Source organism: Streptomyces blattellae, assembly GCF_009709555.1.
Lineage (GTDB): Bacteria > Actinomycetota > Actinomycetes > Streptomycetales > Streptomycetaceae > Streptomyces > Streptomyces blattellae.
Window position 1 is genome coordinate 1 of record NZ_WJBG01000251.1, and the last position, 15,360, is coordinate 15,360.

Below are 15,360 nucleotides of genomic sequence, written 5' to 3' on the forward strand. Positions count from 1 at the left end.
GGCGTCCACCCCTATTCTCCACACCTCGGCCACATCTCGGGGACCTCTTCCCATTCCCAGGAGATCCCGGGTGGCTTCGCCGGTCTTTGATGGCCCCGGCGGCCAGTCGCTCGCCTTCCAGTCGAGCAGGGCGTGCCGACCCCCGGTGCGCAGCCGCTGGACGCCGCCGACCGCTCGGGGAGCCGGCGTGTGTACGCGGATCCGGCGGGGCACCCGTTCTGCCTGTGCTTGATCCCGGGGGCGTGATCACCCGTCCAGCTCGGCGATCTTCGCCGTCGACGGCTCGCGGCGCTGCTGTGCGGCGCGGGCCGTGAAGTCGGCGCTGCGGAGCACTCGCTGAACGTTTCCCCAGGTCAGCAGGGTGATATCGGCTTCGGTCCAGCCTCGGCCGAGCAGTTCGGCGATGAGGCGTGGGTAGCAGGAGGCGTCGGCGAGTTCGCGCGGGTGCGCGGTGCCGACGTCGTAGGTGCCCGAGAGGCCGACGCTCTCCGGGCCCGCGAGCGCGCGCACGTGATCGAGGTGGTCGGCCACGTCGTGCACGGTCGGGCCGGTCTGCTTGGCGGTCAGCGGCACCATGCACAGGCCCTTCGCCGCGCCCAGCTCGGCGAGCAGGTCGTCGGGGAGGTTGGCGGGGTGCGGGCGCAGGGCGTGCGCGGCGGAACGGGTGCACAGTACAGGGGACTTGGAGACCACGAGGGCACGGCGGACGGTCTCCCCCGAGGCGCCGGAGAGGTCGGCCAGGACGCCGAGCCGGTTCATCTCCCGCAGCACCTCCTCACCGAACCGGGTCAGCCCGGCCTCGCTCGCCCAGGACACCCCGGACAGCGTGAGGACACGCAGGCCGAGGGCGAAGAGAGAGCGCAGGACGCCCAGCGACTCACCGATCGCGGCGGCTCCTGCGGGCCCGAGCAGCACGGCGATCCGACCGCACCGGCGCGCATCCGTGGCCTGCCCGGCGGTACAGGCCAGGCGCAGTCCCTCGGGGTGCGTACGGACCACCGTCCGCACCAGATCCAGCTGCTCCAGCGTCGCGCCCACCGCCCGGTCACCGTCCAGCCCCTTCGGCAGATGCAGCGACCAGAACAGCGCCCCCACATGCCCCTCCCGCAGCCGCGGCACGTCCGTGTCGACGGCGGCCTCACCGGTCTCCAGGTCGAACCAGGGCAGATGCCGCAGCGCCCACGGGAGCCCGCTGTAGCCGTCGGCCACGGGGTGCGTGGCGAGGATGGCGTGAGCGCGCTCCAGGGGTTCGGTGTCCGGGTCGGAGACCGGCACGAAGGCCTCCGCCAGGTCCGCCAGGTCGGCCCGGTCCGCCCGGCAGGCCTCGTCCCCGAACGGCCCGGCCGCCCCGTCGACGTCGGTCGTCGTGTGCACTTCGTCCTGGAGGTCTGCCATGGCCGGCTCCGTACGTCGTGATCGTCCCGGGGAGATACGGTCACCGTCGCACGAGGCCCGCGGAGTTTCCTGGCGGATGAGGCGTTCGGGGCCCGGCGCGCACCTCAGTCGTAGTGATAGCGGGCCTTGAGGATCTTCACTTCCTTGTCGTCGGCCCGGTACACCAGCCGGTGCTCATCATCGATCCGGCGCGACCAATAGCCCGACAGGTCACCCTTGAGGGGTTCGGGCTTGCCGACGCCGGTGAACGGGTCGCGCTGAATCTCGGCGATCAGGCGGGTGACCCGACGGGCCATCTTGCGGTCCGAGCCGAGCCAGAACAGGAAGTCCTCCCAGCCGTCCGGGTCGAAATGAACGCTCCTCACTCGTCACCCGCCAGGGCTTCCAGTTCCTCCAAGGTCTTGGGAACCGCGGCTGTGCCCGCCTTGTCACGGGCGACCGCTTCCATGAGGCGCCGGGCGTTCGCCGGAGAACGCAGCAGGTGGACCGTCTCCTGCCAGGACTCGTAGTCGTCGGCGGACATGAGGACGGCGTCGCCGCCCTTGGAGCTGATGCGCATAGGGGTGTGATCGTCGTTGACGCGCTTGATCAGGGGGAACAGATCCCGGCGCGCTTCGCTGGCGCTTATGGTCATGTGCCGTCACCTCCGTGGCCTATGGTACCGAAGCAAGGTACCACATCGGTACGACATTCCGGTACGACTTCACCTCGTGCTCAGCCGTCCAGCTCCGCGATCGTCGCGTTCGACGGGCCCCGCGTCGTCTGGAGGTCCCGGGAGACATCCTCCGCGGCGCCCAGCACTCGTACCGCGTTCTGCCAGGTCAGCTTGGCCAGGTCGGGGCGGGACCAGCCGCGGTCGAGCAGTTCCGCGATCAGGTTGGGGTAGCCGGAGACGTCGTTGAGGCCGTCGGGGGTGAAGGCCGTGCCGTCGTAGTCGCCGCCGATGCCGAGGTGGTCGATGCCGGCGACCTCGCGCATGTGGTCGAGGTGGTCGGCGACCGTGGACACCGTGGCGACGGGACGGGGGCTGCGCTCCTCGAAGGCGCGGTGGACCTTCATCGCCTCGGGGGTGGTGGCCAGGTGGTGGAAGCCGTGCGCGCGCATGTTCTCGTCGGCGGCGGCCGTCCACTCCACGGCCGCCTGGAGCACGAACTTCGGCACGAAGGTCACCATCGCCATGCCGCCGTTGCCCGACAGGCGTTCCAGGACGTCGTCCGGGATGTTGCGCGGGTGGTCGCAGACGGCCCGCGCGGACGAGTGGGAGAAGATGACCGGCGCCAGGGTCGCGTCCATCGCGTCCCGCATGGTCGTCGCCGCGACGTGCGAGAGGTCGACGAGCATGCCCTCGCGGTTCATCTCCCGCACCACCGCACGGCCGAAGGCGGTCAGGCCGCCGACGCCGGGCTCGTCCGTCGCCGAGTCCGCCCAGTCCACGTTGTCGTTGTGGGTGAGGGTCATGTAGCGCACGCCGAGCGCGGACAACGCCCGTAGCGTGGCGAGGGAGTTGGCGATGGAGTGGCCGCCTTCGGCGCCCATCAGCGAGGCGATACGGCCCTCCGCGCGCGCCGCCTCCATGTCGGCGGCCGTCGTCGCGGGCCTGAGGTCCTTCGGGTAGCGGGCCAGCAACTGCCGTACGCAGTCGATCTGTTCCAGCGTCGCCGGGACCGGGTCGGGCAGGTCCGCGCGGACGTACACCGACCAGTACTGCGCACCGACGCCGCCCTCGCGCAGGCGCGGGATGTCGGTGTGCAGATGGGCGCTCTGGGAGGTGGCGATGTCGCGGGCGCCGAGGTCGTAGCGGACCTGTTCACGCAGTGCCCAGGGCAGGTCGTTGTGCCCGTCCACGACGGGGAACTCGTGCAGGAGTTCCCGGGCTGTCTGCGATGAGCTCACGGCCGTCACGTCCCGAAGCCGAAGCCGTTCGTGCCCTCGACCTTGCCGCGCAGGCGCTTGCCCTTCTCGGTGGCCTGGTCGTTCAGCTCCTGCTGGAACTCCCGCATCCGGCCGAGGAGTTCCTCGTCGTGGGCGGCGAGGACACGGGCCGCGAGGAGACCGGCGTTGCGCGCGCCGGCGATCGACACCGTCGCGACCGGGACACCGGCCGGCATCTGCACGATGGACAGCAGCGAGTCCATGCCGTCGAGGTACTTCAGCGGCACCGGGACGCCGATGACCGGGAGGGGGGTGACGGAGGCGAGCATGCCCGGGAGGTGGGCGGCGCCCCCCGCGCCGGCGATGATCACCTTCAGCCCGCGCTCGGCGGCCTGCTCCCCGTACGTGACCATCTCGCGCGGCATCCGGTGCGCGGAGACGACATCGACCTCGTACTCGATCTCGAACTCGTCGAGGGCCTGCGCGGCGGCCTCCATGACGGGCCAGTCGGAGTCCGACCCCATGACGATGCCAACTACAGGGCCAACTACAGGGCTCATTCGGTGATCGTGCCTCTCAGATAGCCGGCAGCGTGACGGGCGCGCTCCAGCACGTCGTCCAGGTCGTCGCCGTAGGTGTTGACGTGTCCCACCTTGCGGCCGGGCTTCACGTCCTTGCCGTACATGTGGATCTTGAGCTGGGGGTCGCGGGCCATGCAGTGCACGTACGCGGAGTACATGTCGGGGTAGTCGCCGCCGAGGACGTTGACCATGACCGTCCACCTGGCGCGCGGGCGCGGGTCGCCGAGCGGGAGGTCGAGAACGGCCCGTACGTGGTTGGCGAACTGGGACGTCATGGCCCCGTCCTGGGTCCAGTGACCGGAGTTGTGGGGGCGCATCGCCAGTTCGTTGACGAGGATGCGGCCGTCGCGGGTCTGGAACAGCTCGACGGCGAGATGGCCGACGACGCCCAGCTCCTTGGCGATGCGCAGCGCCATCTCCTCGGCGCGCAGGGCCGGCTCCGCGTCGAGGCCGGGGGCGGGCGCGATGACCGTGTCGCAGACGCCGGCGACCTGCCGGGACTCCACGACGGGGTACGCGACGGCCTGCCCGTGCGGCGACCGTACGACGCACGCGGCCAGCTCCCGTACGAAGTCGACCTTCTCCTCGGCGAGGACGGGGACGCCGGCGCGGAAGGGTTCCGCGGCCTCCGTCACGGACCGTACGACCCACACGCCCTTGCCGTCGTAGCCGCCGCGGACGGTCTTGAGCACGACGGGGAAGCCGTCGCCCTCGTCGGCGAACGCGGCGACATCGGCCGGGTCCGTCACGATGCGGTGCCGCGGGCAGGGCACGCCGATCGCGTCCAGCTTCGCGCGCATCACGCCCTTGTCCTGGGCGTGCTGGAGCGCGTCGGGGCCGGGGCGGACGGGGACGCCGTCCGCTTCGAGGGCCCGCAGATGCTCCGTGGGGACGTGCTCGTGATCGAAGGTGATCACGTCACAGCCGCGTGCGAAGGCGCGCAGCGTGTCGAGGTCGCGGTAGTCGCCGATGACGACATCGCTGACGACCTGCGCCGCGGAATCCTGAGGGGTGTCACTGAGGAGCTTGAACCTGATGCCGAGCGGGATGCCTGCCTCGTGTGTCATACGCGCGAGCTGGCCCCCGCCGACCATGCCGACTACCGGGAATGTCACCACCCCAGGGTATCGGTCACGCCGGCGCGGGCGGTTTGCGTGCCTTTCCCAGGGCTTTCCAAAGCTTTCCACTGCCTTTCCCACGGGTATTTCCGGCCGCACAGGCGTTTGGGAGGAGCGCTGGATAGCATGGCCGGGTTGACGATTCCGACGGATGGGGGCCTGCACGACCATGGGACATGGTTCCTCGGGGCTTCATTCGGCCCCGCAAGCGCTGAGGCAGCGCATCGACCTGCTGGTACGTGAGATCGCCAAGTTCGGTGCGGTGGGAGGCGCGGGGCTCCTGGTCAACCTCCTCGTGTTCAACCTGGTACGGCAGGTCACCGATCTCCAGGTGGTGCGGGCGAGCGTCATCGCGACGGTCGTCGCCATCGCCTTCAACTACATAGGGTTCCGGTACTTCACGTACCGCGACCGCGACAAGAGCGGCCGCACCAGGGAACTGACCCTGTTCCTCCTCTTCAGCGCCGTCGGCCTCGTCATCGAGAACGGCATCCTCTACGTCGCCACCTACGGCTTCGGCTGGGACAGCCCCCTCCAGTCCAACGTGTTCAAGTTCCTCGGCATCGGCATAGCCACCCTCTTCCGCTTCTGGTCCTACCGCACCTGGGTCTTCAAGACCCTCCCCGCGAGGGAGGCGGTCGCCGACGCGGAATCGTTCCTGACGGAACGGCACACGGGTCCGACCCTCAAGGAACGCCCCACCCCGGCGACAGCGGGCCGCCGCACCACCACGTAATCACAGCGCCAGACTGCGGACGGCCCAACCTGCGGGCATTCGCGCCGCCTGGGGCCCCGCCCAAGCTGCGGGCATTCGTGCCGCCTGGGGCCCCGCCCAAGCTGCGGGCATTCGTGCCGCCTGGGCGGCACGGGTGGGCGCAGGCGGCACCCCGGCAGCGCCGGGCCGCGCGACCCACCCCCGGCCGACACCGACGCCGGCACCGCGCCCACCCCGGCCGACACCGACGCCGGCACCGCGCCCACCCCGGCTACCGAACCGTAGGTTCCGCGTCCTCCGCCGACTTCTTCGTGGCCGTACGAGACAGAAACAGCCCGAACACCGGCGGCGCAGCCTGGAGCATCTCCAGCCGCCCCCCGTCCGCCTCCGCCAGATCCCGCGCCACGGCCAGCCCGATCCCGGTCGAGTTCCGCCCGCTGATCGCCCGCTCGAAGATCCGCGCCCCGAGATCGGCCGGCACCCCCGGCCCCTCGTCCGTCACCTCGACGACAGCCTGGTTACCGGTGACCCGCGTGCGCAGCGCGACCGTACCGCCGCCGTGCATGAGGGAGTTCTCGATCAACGCGGCCAGCACCTGCGCCACCGCCCCCGGCGTACCCACCGCGTGCAGATGCCGCTTGCCCGAGCTGACGACCGCCCGCCCCGCACTCCGGTACGCGGGCCGCCACTCCGCGAGCTGCTGCTGGATGACCTCGTCGAGATCGAAGGTGACGGCGGAGCCGGTGCGAGGGTCGCGGGAGTTCGTCAGCAGCCGCTCGACGACATCCGTAAGCCGCTCCACCTGCGCGATGGCAATCGTCGCCTCCTCCTTCACCGTGTCCGGATCGTCGGTGAGGGTGATCTCCTCCAGCCGCATGGACAGCGCGGTGAGCGGCGTGCGGAGCTGATGGGAGGCGTCGGCGGCCAGCCGACGCTCGGCGGTCAGCATGCGGGCGATCCGCTCGGCCGATCCGTCCAGCACATCCGCGACCCGGTCCAGCTCCGGGACGCCGTACCGCTTGTGCCGGGGCCGCGGATCCCCGGAGCCGAGCCGTTCGGCCGTCTCGGCGAGGTCGGTCAGCGGTGAGGCGAGCCGATTGGCCTGCCGTACGGCGAGCAGCACCGCGGCGACCACCGCCAGCAACGCCACCGCCGCGATGATCACCAGCGTCCGCCAGACCTCACGGGTCACCACGGAACGGGGTTCCTGGACGGTGACCGTCTCCCCCTGCTCGCCCTTGCGGGTGGCACTGATGGTGTCCCCGCCCGGCTTGCCGCCGATCTCGATGGGCTGTTCGCCCGGGATCCGGATCACGGCGTAGCGATCCGCCGGCACCTGCTCCCGCAGCACGTCCGCCGTGACCGCCCCCGTCGCGATCAGGCGGCTGTCCACGATGCTGGCCAGCCGGATCGCCTCGGAGTCCACCCGCTCCTGCGCGGTGCTGCTGATCGTCCGGGTCTCGACGATCACGAGGGAGACCCCGAAGACGGCGATCACGACGAGCACCACGGCGAGCGTGGACTGGATCAGTCGGCGACGCATGGAACCCTGTTACTCAGCTCTTCTCGAAGCGGAAGCCCACACCGCGCACGGTGGCGATGTACCGGGGGTTGGCCGCGTCGTCGCCGAGCTTCTTGCGCAGCCAGGAGATGTGCATGTCGAGGGTCTTGGTCGACGACCACCACGTGGTGTCCCAGACCTCGCGCATCAGCTGGTCGCGGGTGACGACCCGTCCGGCGTCCCGCACGAGAACCCGCAGCAGGTCGAACTCCTTCGCGGTGAGCTGGAGTTCCTCGTCGCCCATCCACGCGCGGTGCGACTCGACGTCGATGCGCACGCCGTGCGTGGCGGGCGCCTGCTGCGGCTCGGCGGCGCCGCGCCGCAGCAGGGCCCGGACCCGTGCGAGCAGTTCGGCGAGCCGGAACGGCTTGGTGACGTAGTCGTCGGCGCCCGCGTCGAGACCGACGACGGTGTCCACCTCGTCGGCGCGCGCGGTCAGGATGAGGATCGGGACGGTGTGGCCTTCGGCGCGCAGCCGGCGGGCCACCTCCAGGCCGTCCATGCCGGGCAGGCCCAGGTCCAGAACGCACAGGTCGATGCCGCCCTGGATGCCGGCGTCGAGCGCGGTGGGGCCGTCCTCGCGCACCTCGACCTCGTAACCTTCCCTGCGCAGGGCGCGGGCCAGCGGCTCCGAGATGGACGCGTCGTCCTCGGCGAGCAGTACACGGGTCATGAGGTGATGGTAGTCCGCGGATGACAAGAGCCGGGGTGTGATCGCAAGGCCCGGCCCTTACCGTCCCATGGAGCGATTCTTACCTCGCCGCAACGTCGGTACGAACCTATGGCCGTAGGGTGCGATCCTCGTAATGACCTTCGAAAATATGCTTGAGTTTCCGCCGACACCTGTGATCCGTGTCTCAAGTCCTTTCATATCGGCTGGTGTCCTGCCTTATGGTGAACCAACGCCTGTAGCACCGGCGGGGACCTTTGGCGCGCATGTGACGCTGAAGGTCTCTTTTGTGTGCGGGCCGGCTCTCGCCGGCCCTGAAAGGAATGACCTGTGGCCGGGCCCCCAGTCGGTGGGGGCGTGGATCCCGGTGGGCTCCGTCCACCGTGCCGGCCGCCCCCCACCGGGCGCGCATCGCTCTTGGAGCGCGTCCCGACCAGCAAGGATCGACCATGGCGTCCAGCCTGACGAAGGACTCGGCCACGCCGGGCACCCCCGGTTCCGAGCAGACCTTCTTCGGCCACCCCCGCGGACTGGCCACCCTCTTCATGACCGAGATGTGGGAGCGGTTCTCCTACTACGGCATGAGGGCCCTGCTCCCGCTGTACCTGGTGGCCCCTGGCGGCCTGCACCTCAGTGCGACCACCGCGACCGCGATCTACTCGGTGTACCTGTCACTCGTGTACCTGCTCGCCCTCCCGGGCGGCTGGTTCGCGGACCGCGTCCTCGGCCCCCGCAAAACGGTCGCCGTCGCGGGCGCGGTCATCATGCTCGGCCATCTCACCCTGGCCCTGCCCTGGTCCGGCAGCTTCTACGCGGGCCTCGGTCTGGTCGCGATCGGTTCCGGTCTGCTGAAGGCCAACATCTCGACGATGGTCGGGCACCTCTACGACGGCCCGGACGACCCGCGCCGCGACGGTGGGTTCACGCTCTTCTACATCGGCATCAACGCCGGCGCCTTCGCCGCCCCGCTGGTCATCGGCACCGTCGGTGAGAACGTCAACTGGCACCTGGGCTTCGCGCTCGCCGCGCTCGGCATGGCCCTGGGTCTCGCCCAGTTCCTGCTCGGCAGCCGGCACCTCAGCCCGCGCTCGGACGCCGTACCGACGCCGCTGACGCCTGCGGAGAAGGCGGCGACGCTGCGCAAGGCCGGCTTCTGGGCCGCCGTCGCGATCGTCTTCTACGCCGTCGTCGGCGTGTCCGGCGTCTACACGCTGAACTGGCTGCTGGTCCCGATCACACTCGCCGGCCTGATCATCCCGGTCATGGTCATCACGAGGATGAAGCGGGACAAGGAGCTGGACCGCGCCGAGCAGTCGAAGCTGACCGCGTACATCTGGTTCTTCGTCGCCGCGGCCGTGTTCTGGATGATCTACGACCAGGGCGGCTCGACGCTGTCGCTGTTCGCCGAGTCCTCCGCCGACAATTCCGTCTTCGGCTGGGAGTTCCCGGTCTCCTGGTACCAGTCGGTCAACCCGGTCATGATCATGGCGCTGGCGCCGGTCTTCGCCTGGCTGTGGCTGGCGCTGGCCCGGCGCGGCAGGGAGCCGAGCACCGCGGTGAAGTTCTCGGCGGGCCTGCTCCTGATCGGCGCGTCCTTCTTCCTCTTCCTGGCCCCGCTGTCGATCGCCGAGGGCGGTCACAAGGCGGCGGCGCTGTGGCTGGCGGCGATCTACTTCGTCCAGACCGTCGGTGAGCTGACGGTCTCTCCGGTGGGCCTGTCGGTCACGACGAAGATGGCTCCCGCGAAGTACGCCTCCCAGATGATGGGCGTGTGGTTCCTGGCCGTCACCGCCGGTGACGCCACGACCGGCCTGCTCTCCATCGCCGGCGTCGACCTCAACAAGACGGGCATCGTGGCCCTGGAAGCGACGCTCGCCGTCATCGCCGGTGTCGCGGTGTGGATGTACCGCCGGAACGTCAGGGACCTGATGGGCGACGTCAACTGAGACGGGACCTGTCCGACTGAGGGCCGCGCACTTGAAGTGCGGCGGCCCTTCTGTTTTCCCGCAGGCCACGGTATTCACTTGTATTCTTGAGGCATGGCTGACACCACCATCAAGATCAGCGAGTCGATAAGAGACCGCCTGCGCACCCTCGCCGAGGAACGCGGAATGAGCACCCGGGCATACGTCGAAGGACTGGTCTCCGCGACACCCACGGCAGCTGAGCGTGCAGAGCGCACCGCCCGAGCGATCGCCTACGTCCGGGCCAACCTGTGCCCGGACCTCACCGAAGACGACGTCCGCGCGGCACAGGAATGGCGTGCGGCAATCGCGGCTGGGCACGTAGGGGAACGCCGTTGATCATCCTGGACCACACGGCAGTCCTCGCCCTGTGCCGAGGCCACCGAATGATGTCGGGGCTGGCCGTCGTCGAGGTCGACGATCCCCATCAGCGCGCGCATGTGCCGACACTGTGCCTGGTGGCCGCGAGCCTCGAACTCCCGGGCGCAGCCGCACATGTTGGCGCTCTGCCGGGCCTGGAGTTCCTACCGCTCGACTTCGCCGGCACCGCTACGGTCGAGCAGACTGTGACAGCCGGCCTGGAATGGGGCTACGCGCACGCCGTGCATGCCGCAGCCATGGGAGTCGCCCCAGGACGGGTAATGACCGCCACGCCCGAGGCCTACGACCGCACGGGGGTGTGGGCCGTCGACATCGGCAAACCGTGAACCGCGCCCGGCGCCTGACCGGCGGTACCGCCGGTCAGGCGCCGGGCAACTCGTCGCGGCGCACGGCGGCGACGAAGGCGGACCAGGCGGTGGCCGGGAGGATGAGGGCGGGGCCATGGGGGTGCGGGTGCTTGGAGTCGCGGACGGGGATGAGGGGGGTGGAGAGGGTGTCGGCGACTTCGAGGCAGTCGCCGCCGCTGGTGTTGCTGTAGCTGCTCTCGCGCCAGGCGGCCCCGGAGTGAGCGGGAGTTGAGGGAAGCGCGGGAGAGGCGGACGGACGCGCACGCCGCGGTGGGGCCGTCGTACGACGTCAGCCGCCCGCCCCTGCCCGTGGCCGGCTGCGAGACCTGCCGGGAACTCGCGGAGCGGCGGGCCGCGGCGCGGGCGGCGTTCGACTACAGCGCGGTGGGCGACGCGAACGTGCTGATGCGCTCCCACCACCGGCTGGATCACGGCGCGTGAGTGGCGTCCGCGATGGTGGACGTTCGCGTATGGCGTTGAGCTTCTGAGCCATGGAACGTCCAGCTTTCCGGCGGTTCATTTGTGCCATGGCCTTCACCGACACCGACACGTACGAGAACCGACAGCTGACCCTGGTCACCGGCGGCACCGGCAAGACCGGCCGCCGGGTGGCGGAGCGGCTCGCCGCCCGCGGTGTCGAGACCCGCATCGGCTCCCGCTCCGGCGCGGTGCCGTTCGACTGGCACGACCCCGGGACGTGGGAGGCGGCCCTGGCCGGTGTGGATGCGGCGTACCTCGTCTACTACCCGGACCTGGCGGCCCCCGGGGCCGCGCCCGCCATCCGCGCGTTCACCGAGGCCGCGGCGCGGAGCGGGGTGCGGCGGCTGGTGCTGCTCTCCGGGCGCGGGGAGGAGCAGACGGAGCCGGGCGAGCGGGCCGTCAGGGAGTCCGGGCTGGACTGGACGATCGTCTCGTGCTCGTGGTTCATGCAGAACTTCAGCGAGGACTTCCTGCTGGAACCGGTGCTGGCCGGTGAGCTGATGCTGCCCGCCGGCGAGGTGCCGGAGCCGTTCGTGGACGCCGAGGACATCGCCGACGTGGTGGTCGCGGCGCTGACGGAGGACGGGCACGCCGGGCGGACGTACGAGCTGACCGGTCCGCGGGCGCTGACCTTCGGGGAGGCCGCCGCCGAGATCAGCGAGGCGGCGGGCCGTGAGGTGCGCTACGTGCCCGTGTCCTCGGCGGACTACGGCGAGTACCTCGGGCGGCAACTGCCCGCCGAGTACGTGCCGCTGTTCGTCGACCTGTTCGCCCGGGTACTGGACGGCCGCAACGCCCGCCCCCAGGACGGCGTCCAGCGTGCGATCGGGCGCGCGCCGCGCGATTTCACGTCGTACGCACAGGCAGCCGCGGACGCGTGGAAGTAGCCAGGACAGCCCAGGACCGCCCGAGTCAAGGGAGAACACCATGCGGTTCAACGGCCGGGGTCTCGCGCTGTGCACCGCCACCGTGCTGACAGGGCTCAGCGCGGGCCTCTTCGCCGCCTTCGGATACGCGGTCATGCCGGGCCTGGGACAGGCCGACGACCGTACCTTCGTGGTGGCCATGCAGGAGATCAACAAGGCCATCCTCAACCCATGGTTCATGCTGGCCTTCGGCGGCTCGCTGATCGCCCTGATCACCGCCGCCGCACTCCACCGCGGGACACGGGCCCTGCCGTGGATCCTGGCGGCACTGGCGCTGTACGTCGTGGTGCTGGGCATCACGATCGGCGTGAACGTGCCGCTCAACGACGAGTTGGAGGCCGCCGGACGCGACGCGGCCGACCTGCCCGGGGCCCGGGCCGACTTCGAGGACTCCTGGGTGCTGTGGAACAGCGTGCGGGCCGTCGTGAGCCTGGCGGCGTTCGCCCTGGCGGCCTGGGCGCCGCGGGTGCCGGCGGCGGCTCGGCGCGGATCGAACCGTTCCGGCTTCTCCGCCGCTCCGTTGTGAGCCGTCACCCGAGTTCGACAGCGAAACCGCAGGGCCCGGGCCCGCCCCGGACGAGACCTCGGTCACAGCCGTCGCCGGGGCGGGGCCGACCTGGGATGTCTTATAGTCCGTTGAGTACTGTTCGGCGCCATACGCGCCGCCGTGTCCGTTACGTGATCATGGTGGCTGGGGGTGACGGCGACAGGACAGTGCACCAACCGCCCGCAACGAAGCGTGCTGCACCGAAAACAGGTGTCCTACAGGTGTCCTGGAATTCCAGGACGATTGCGAGCCGTTGGAAGGCAAGAAGGAACGTGACCACCCAGATATCAGGTGTGGGGAATCTCCCCGCGCCCCTGACCACGTTTGTGGGCAGGGGCCGGGACCTCGCCGAAGTCCGCCGCCGTCAGGGGACGACGCGGCTGCTGACGCTCACAGGTGCGGGCGGGGTGGGCAAGACGCGGCTGGCGCTGGAGGTGGCCGCCGCGTCTGCGGCGGACTTCATGGACGGGGTGTGGCTGGTCGATCTGGCGACGGTGCGGGACCCGTCGTTGGTGGCGAACGCCACAGCGGCCGCACTGGGGGTGCCGGACCTGGGCGTCAGACTGGTCATCGACCAGCTCGCCGCCTTTCTGACCCACCGCAGTGCGCTGATCGTGCTGGACAACTGCGAGCATCTCGCCGACGCCTGCGCCGAGCTGGCACAGGCACTGCTGTCGGCCTCCCCGGGGCTGCGCATTCTGACGACGAGCCGCCGGGCGCTGGGAATCTGCGGCGAGCACGTCTTCACCGTCCCTCCGCTGGCGCCGGACGACGCGCTGGAACTGCTGCGGGACCGGACCACCGCCCTACGCTCGGATTTCCGGATCACCGACGGCAATCGCGCCCAGGTCCTCCGGCTGTGTGAGGACCTGGACGGGCTGCCGCTGGCCGTCGAACTGGCCGCGTCCCGGCTGCGGACCCTCACCGTCGACGAGGTGGTGAACCGGCTGGAGGACCGCTTCGGGCTGCTCACGAGCGGCAGCCGGGCCGCCCTGCCGCACCAGCGAACGCTGCGCGGACTGATCGACTGGAGCCACGAGCTGTGCACCGCCTCCGAGCGGCTGCTGTGGAACCGGCTGTCGGTCTTCGCCGACGACTTCTGCCTGTCCGCGGCCGAGGCCGTCTGCACGGGCGACGGCATCGGCCGGGACGAGGTGCTCGATCTCCTCGACCAGTTGGTCGTCCAGTCCATCGTCCTGCCCACCGAGCGCGAGGGCCTGCCGCGCTACCGGCTGCTGGAGAGCATCCGCCAGTACGGGCGGGAGCGGCTCGCCGAGTCCGGCGAGGAGCAGCGGATACTGCGACGGCACCACGATTTCTACCTGGCCTTCGCCGAGGGCATCGCCGACGGCTGGTACGGCCCCCGCCAGCGGGAAGGTCTGGCCCGGCTCCGTGCTGAGCAGGCCGATCTGCGCGCGGCGCTGGACCGGAGCAGCGACCCGCAGGCCACTCTGGCGCTGGCCGCCGCGCTGCGCTTCCACTGGTGCGACGGCGGATTCCTCGGTGAGGGACGCCACTGGCTCGACCGGGCACTCGCCGCCGCACCCGAACCCACCCCGGCCCGGGTCAGGGCGCTGTGGGCCGCCGCTTGGGTGGCCGTGATGCAGCGCGATCACGCGGCGGCTCGCCAGTGGCTGGACGAGGCGGCGGAGCTGGGCGAAAGGCTGGACGACCCGGTCGTGTGCGCCCACGTCCAGAGCCTGCGTGGCACTTTGGCGTTGTTCAGCGGCCGGCTGGAGGAGGCCGTGCCCTTGCTGGACGAAGCCGTGGCCGCTCTCACGGGAACAGGCGAGATCATCGGGGCGGTCTACTCGCTGACTCTGATGGCCGCCGCCCAGGCCCACCTCGGCGATCCACGCACCACACAGACCTGCGGGCAGGCCATGGCCATCGCTGAGGCGCATGACGAGCGGCTGGCCCGCGCGCATGCGCAGTGGACGCTCGGCTACGACGCCTGGCGGCGGGGCGAACTCGACGAGGCCGCGGCACTGATCCGGACCGCGCTGGAGGCGGAGCGGGGCTTCAACGGCTACGTCAGGGTCGCACTGATGCTGGATCAGCTCGCCTGGGTCACCGCCGCGCGCGGCGACCACCGGCGGGCGGGGCGACTGCTGGGTACCGCGCGTGCCCTGTGGCGGGACATCGACACCCCCATCTTCACGTTCGGCCCGCACCTGGCTGAGCAGCACGACCGGTGCGAGGAGGACGTCGTACGGGCCCTGGGCCCGGCGGCGTACGCGAAGGCGCTCGCGGAGGGCGCCGGCCACCGCGGCCCCGACGACGCCATCGCCTACGCCCTGCGCACCACAGCCGAGCCGCCCGCGCCCGTCCCTTCCCCCTGCCCGCTGACCCCACGGGAGCGGGAAGTGGCCGAGCTGGTGGCCGAGGGCCTGAGCAACCGGCAGATCGCCTCCGCACTCGGACGCTCACCGCGCACGGTCGACGGCCACGTCCAGAACATCCTCGGCAAGCTCGACTTCGTCTGTCGTGTCCAGATCGCCTCCTGGTGGACAGGTAACCAGGCACCGCTCCCGTAGGACAACCCCGTGGAAATACCTGGTCTCGGGGCGGGGCCGAGCAGGTAGAAGTACCTATTGCCGGGGGGCGCGGTCCGCGCACAGCCTTTCGGCACGACGCACACCGCCCGCGGTCGGTGACCGGAACCCGCCCGACGGGGCGTCACCGTTTCCGTGCCCCTCACACAGGGCCCAGTCACATGGGCCCTGTGTGTCGCACGGCTCAACAAGAAGGAACTCACGTTGTCAAGTACCACGCCTGCTGGCCCCTCCCGTAGATCATTTCT

16 protein-coding genes and 2 pseudogenes are annotated in these 15,360 nt (G+C 70.5%); 9 read left to right on the forward strand and 9 right to left on the reverse strand.

Annotation, left to right across the window (positions count from 1 at the left end; genetic code table 11):
* Nucleotides 1–138 precede the first annotated feature (138 nt).
* Nucleotides 139–246, forward strand: a pseudogene (locus tag GFH49_RS37670) (VOC family protein); the annotation flags it as partial.
* On the opposite strand, the gene GFH49_RS37675 reads toward GFH49_RS37670, so the two are convergent.
* The 6 genes from GFH49_RS37675 to GFH49_RS37700 form a co-directional block, all read right to left on the reverse strand.
* Nucleotides 247–1,395 carry a dipeptidase gene (locus tag GFH49_RS37675; protein WP_155060548.1) on the reverse strand — a complete coding sequence of 383 codons (1,149 nt, stop codon included), beginning with the start codon at nt 1,393–1,395 and terminating at the stop codon, nt 247–249. It lies immediately after the preceding pseudogene.
* Between the two features lie 104 nt (nt 1,396–1,499).
* Nucleotides 1,500–1,760 carry a Txe/YoeB family addiction module toxin gene (locus tag GFH49_RS37680; protein WP_155060549.1) on the reverse strand — a complete coding sequence of 87 codons (261 nt, stop codon included), beginning with the start codon at nt 1,758–1,760 and terminating at the stop codon, nt 1,500–1,502.
* Complete coding sequence (locus GFH49_RS37685) at nt 1,757–2,029, reverse strand: type II toxin-antitoxin system Phd/YefM family antitoxin (RefSeq protein ID WP_155060550.1); 273 nt, start codon at nt 2,027–2,029, stop codon at nt 1,757–1,759. The genes GFH49_RS37680 and GFH49_RS37685 overlap by 4 nt, the downstream gene beginning before the upstream one ends.
* A gap of 80 nt (nt 2,030–2,109) precedes the next feature.
* Nucleotides 2,110–3,288 carry a dipeptidase gene (locus GFH49_RS37690; RefSeq protein ID WP_155060551.1) on the reverse strand — a complete coding sequence of 393 codons (1,179 nt, stop codon included), beginning with the start codon at nt 3,286–3,288 and terminating at the stop codon, nt 2,110–2,112.
* A gap of 5 nt (nt 3,289–3,293) precedes the next feature.
* Entirely contained in the window at nt 3,294–3,791 is a 498-nt protein-coding gene (purE, locus tag GFH49_RS37695; protein WP_155060580.1) for a 5-(carboxyamino)imidazole ribonucleotide mutase, read from the reverse strand.
* A gap of 32 nt (nt 3,792–3,823) precedes the next feature.
* Complete coding sequence (locus GFH49_RS37700; RefSeq protein ID WP_155060552.1) at nt 3,824–4,963, reverse strand: 5-(carboxyamino)imidazole ribonucleotide synthase; 1,140 nt, start codon at nt 4,961–4,963, stop codon at nt 3,824–3,826.
* A 172-nt stretch (nt 4,964–5,135) separates the two neighbouring features.
* Here GFH49_RS37700 and GFH49_RS37705 point away from each other — a divergent pair, with 172 nt between their 5' ends.
* Nucleotides 5,136–5,702, forward strand: coding sequence for a GtrA family protein (locus tag GFH49_RS37705; protein ID WP_230396723.1), 567 nt, complete (start codon nt 5,136–5,138; stop codon nt 5,700–5,702).
* 250 nt (nt 5,703–5,952) lie between these two features.
* On the opposite strand, the gene GFH49_RS37710 is transcribed toward GFH49_RS37705, so the two are convergent.
* Nucleotides 5,953–7,224, reverse strand: coding sequence for a sensor histidine kinase (locus GFH49_RS37710; RefSeq protein WP_155060553.1), 1,272 nt, complete (start codon nt 7,222–7,224; stop codon nt 5,953–5,955).
* A gap of 13 nt (nt 7,225–7,237) precedes the next feature.
* Entirely contained in the window at nt 7,238–7,915 is a 678-nt protein-coding gene (locus tag GFH49_RS37715) for a response regulator transcription factor (RefSeq protein WP_155060554.1), read from the reverse strand.
* A gap of 446 nt (nt 7,916–8,361) precedes the next feature.
* On the opposite strand from GFH49_RS37715, the gene GFH49_RS37720 reads away from it, so the two are divergent.
* The 3 genes from GFH49_RS37720 to GFH49_RS37730 all read left to right on the forward strand — a co-directional run bounded on the left by GFH49_RS37720 (nt 8,362) and on the right by GFH49_RS37730 (nt 10,583).
* On the forward strand, nt 8,362–9,858 hold the full coding sequence (locus tag GFH49_RS37720; RefSeq protein WP_155060555.1) for an oligopeptide:H+ symporter: 1,497 nt from the start codon (nt 8,362–8,364) through the stop codon (nt 9,856–9,858).
* A gap of 93 nt (nt 9,859–9,951) precedes the next feature.
* Nucleotides 9,952–10,215 carry a hypothetical protein gene (locus GFH49_RS37725; protein ID WP_155060556.1) on the forward strand — a complete coding sequence of 88 codons (264 nt, stop codon included), beginning with the start codon at nt 9,952–9,954 and terminating at the stop codon, nt 10,213–10,215.
* Nucleotides 10,212–10,583 (forward strand): PIN domain-containing protein, encoded by a 372-nt coding sequence (locus tag GFH49_RS37730; protein WP_155060557.1) that lies wholly within the window; start codon nt 10,212–10,214, stop codon nt 10,581–10,583. The genes GFH49_RS37725 and GFH49_RS37730 overlap by 4 nt, the downstream gene beginning before the upstream one ends.
* Before the next feature lie 34 nt (nt 10,584–10,617).
* Here the strand turns inward: GFH49_RS37730 and GFH49_RS37735 are convergent.
* Nucleotides 10,618–10,803, reverse strand: a pseudogene (locus GFH49_RS37735) (DUF397 domain-containing protein); the annotation flags it as partial.
* A gap of 29 nt (nt 10,804–10,832) precedes the next feature.
* On the opposite strand from GFH49_RS37735, the gene GFH49_RS37740 reads away from it, so the two are divergent.
* From GFH49_RS37740 to GFH49_RS37755, 4 genes are all read left to right on the forward strand, one after another.
* Entirely contained in the window at nt 10,833–11,045 is a 213-nt protein-coding gene (locus GFH49_RS37740; protein ID WP_155060558.1) for a hypothetical protein, read from the forward strand.
* 86 nt (nt 11,046–11,131) lie between these two features.
* Nucleotides 11,132–11,971 (forward strand): NAD(P)H-binding protein, encoded by an 840-nt coding sequence (locus tag GFH49_RS37745; protein WP_155060559.1) that lies wholly within the window; start codon nt 11,132–11,134, stop codon nt 11,969–11,971.
* 40 nt (nt 11,972–12,011) lie between these two features.
* Nucleotides 12,012–12,536 (forward strand): anthrone oxygenase family protein, encoded by a 525-nt coding sequence (locus GFH49_RS37750; protein WP_155060560.1) that lies wholly within the window; start codon nt 12,012–12,014, stop codon nt 12,534–12,536.
* Nucleotides 12,537–12,829: 293 nt separating this feature from the next.
* Nucleotides 12,830–15,094 (forward strand): ATP-binding protein, encoded by a 2,265-nt coding sequence (locus GFH49_RS37755; protein WP_230396724.1) that lies wholly within the window; start codon nt 12,830–12,832, stop codon nt 15,092–15,094.
* Nucleotides 15,095–15,360 lie beyond the last annotated feature (266 nt).

What these genes read in the sequence shown, in the direction of transcription:
- GFH49_RS37675 (WP_155060548.1), bottom strand. Translation starts at nt 1,395, where the DNA reads ATGGCAGACCTCCAGGACGAAGTGCACACGACGACCGACGTCGACGGG.
- GFH49_RS37685 (WP_155060550.1), bottom strand. Translation starts at nt 2,029, where the DNA reads ATGACCATAAGCGCCAGCGAAGCGCGCCGGGATCTGTTCCCCCTGATC.
- purE (WP_155060580.1), bottom strand. Translation starts at nt 3,791, where the DNA reads ATGGGGTCGGACTCCGACTGGCCCGTCATGGAGGCCGCCGCGCAGGCC.
- GFH49_RS37705 (WP_230396723.1), top strand. Translation starts at nt 5,136, where the DNA reads ATGGGACATGGTTCCTCGGGGCTTCATTCGGCCCCGCAAGCGCTGAGG.
- GFH49_RS37710 (WP_155060553.1), bottom strand. Translation starts at nt 7,224, where the DNA reads ATGCGTCGCCGACTGATCCAGTCCACGCTCGCCGTGGTGCTCGTCGTG.
- GFH49_RS37715 (WP_155060554.1), bottom strand. Translation starts at nt 7,915, where the DNA reads ATGACCCGTGTACTGCTCGCCGAGGACGACGCGTCCATCTCGGAGCCG.
- GFH49_RS37720 (WP_155060555.1), top strand. Translation starts at nt 8,362, where the DNA reads ATGGCGTCCAGCCTGACGAAGGACTCGGCCACGCCGGGCACCCCCGGT.
- GFH49_RS37725 (WP_155060556.1), top strand. Translation starts at nt 9,952, where the DNA reads ATGGCTGACACCACCATCAAGATCAGCGAGTCGATAAGAGACCGCCTG.
- GFH49_RS37745 (WP_155060559.1), top strand. Translation starts at nt 11,132, where the DNA reads ATGGCCTTCACCGACACCGACACGTACGAGAACCGACAGCTGACCCTG.
- GFH49_RS37750 (WP_155060560.1), top strand. Translation starts at nt 12,012, where the DNA reads ATGCGGTTCAACGGCCGGGGTCTCGCGCTGTGCACCGCCACCGTGCTG.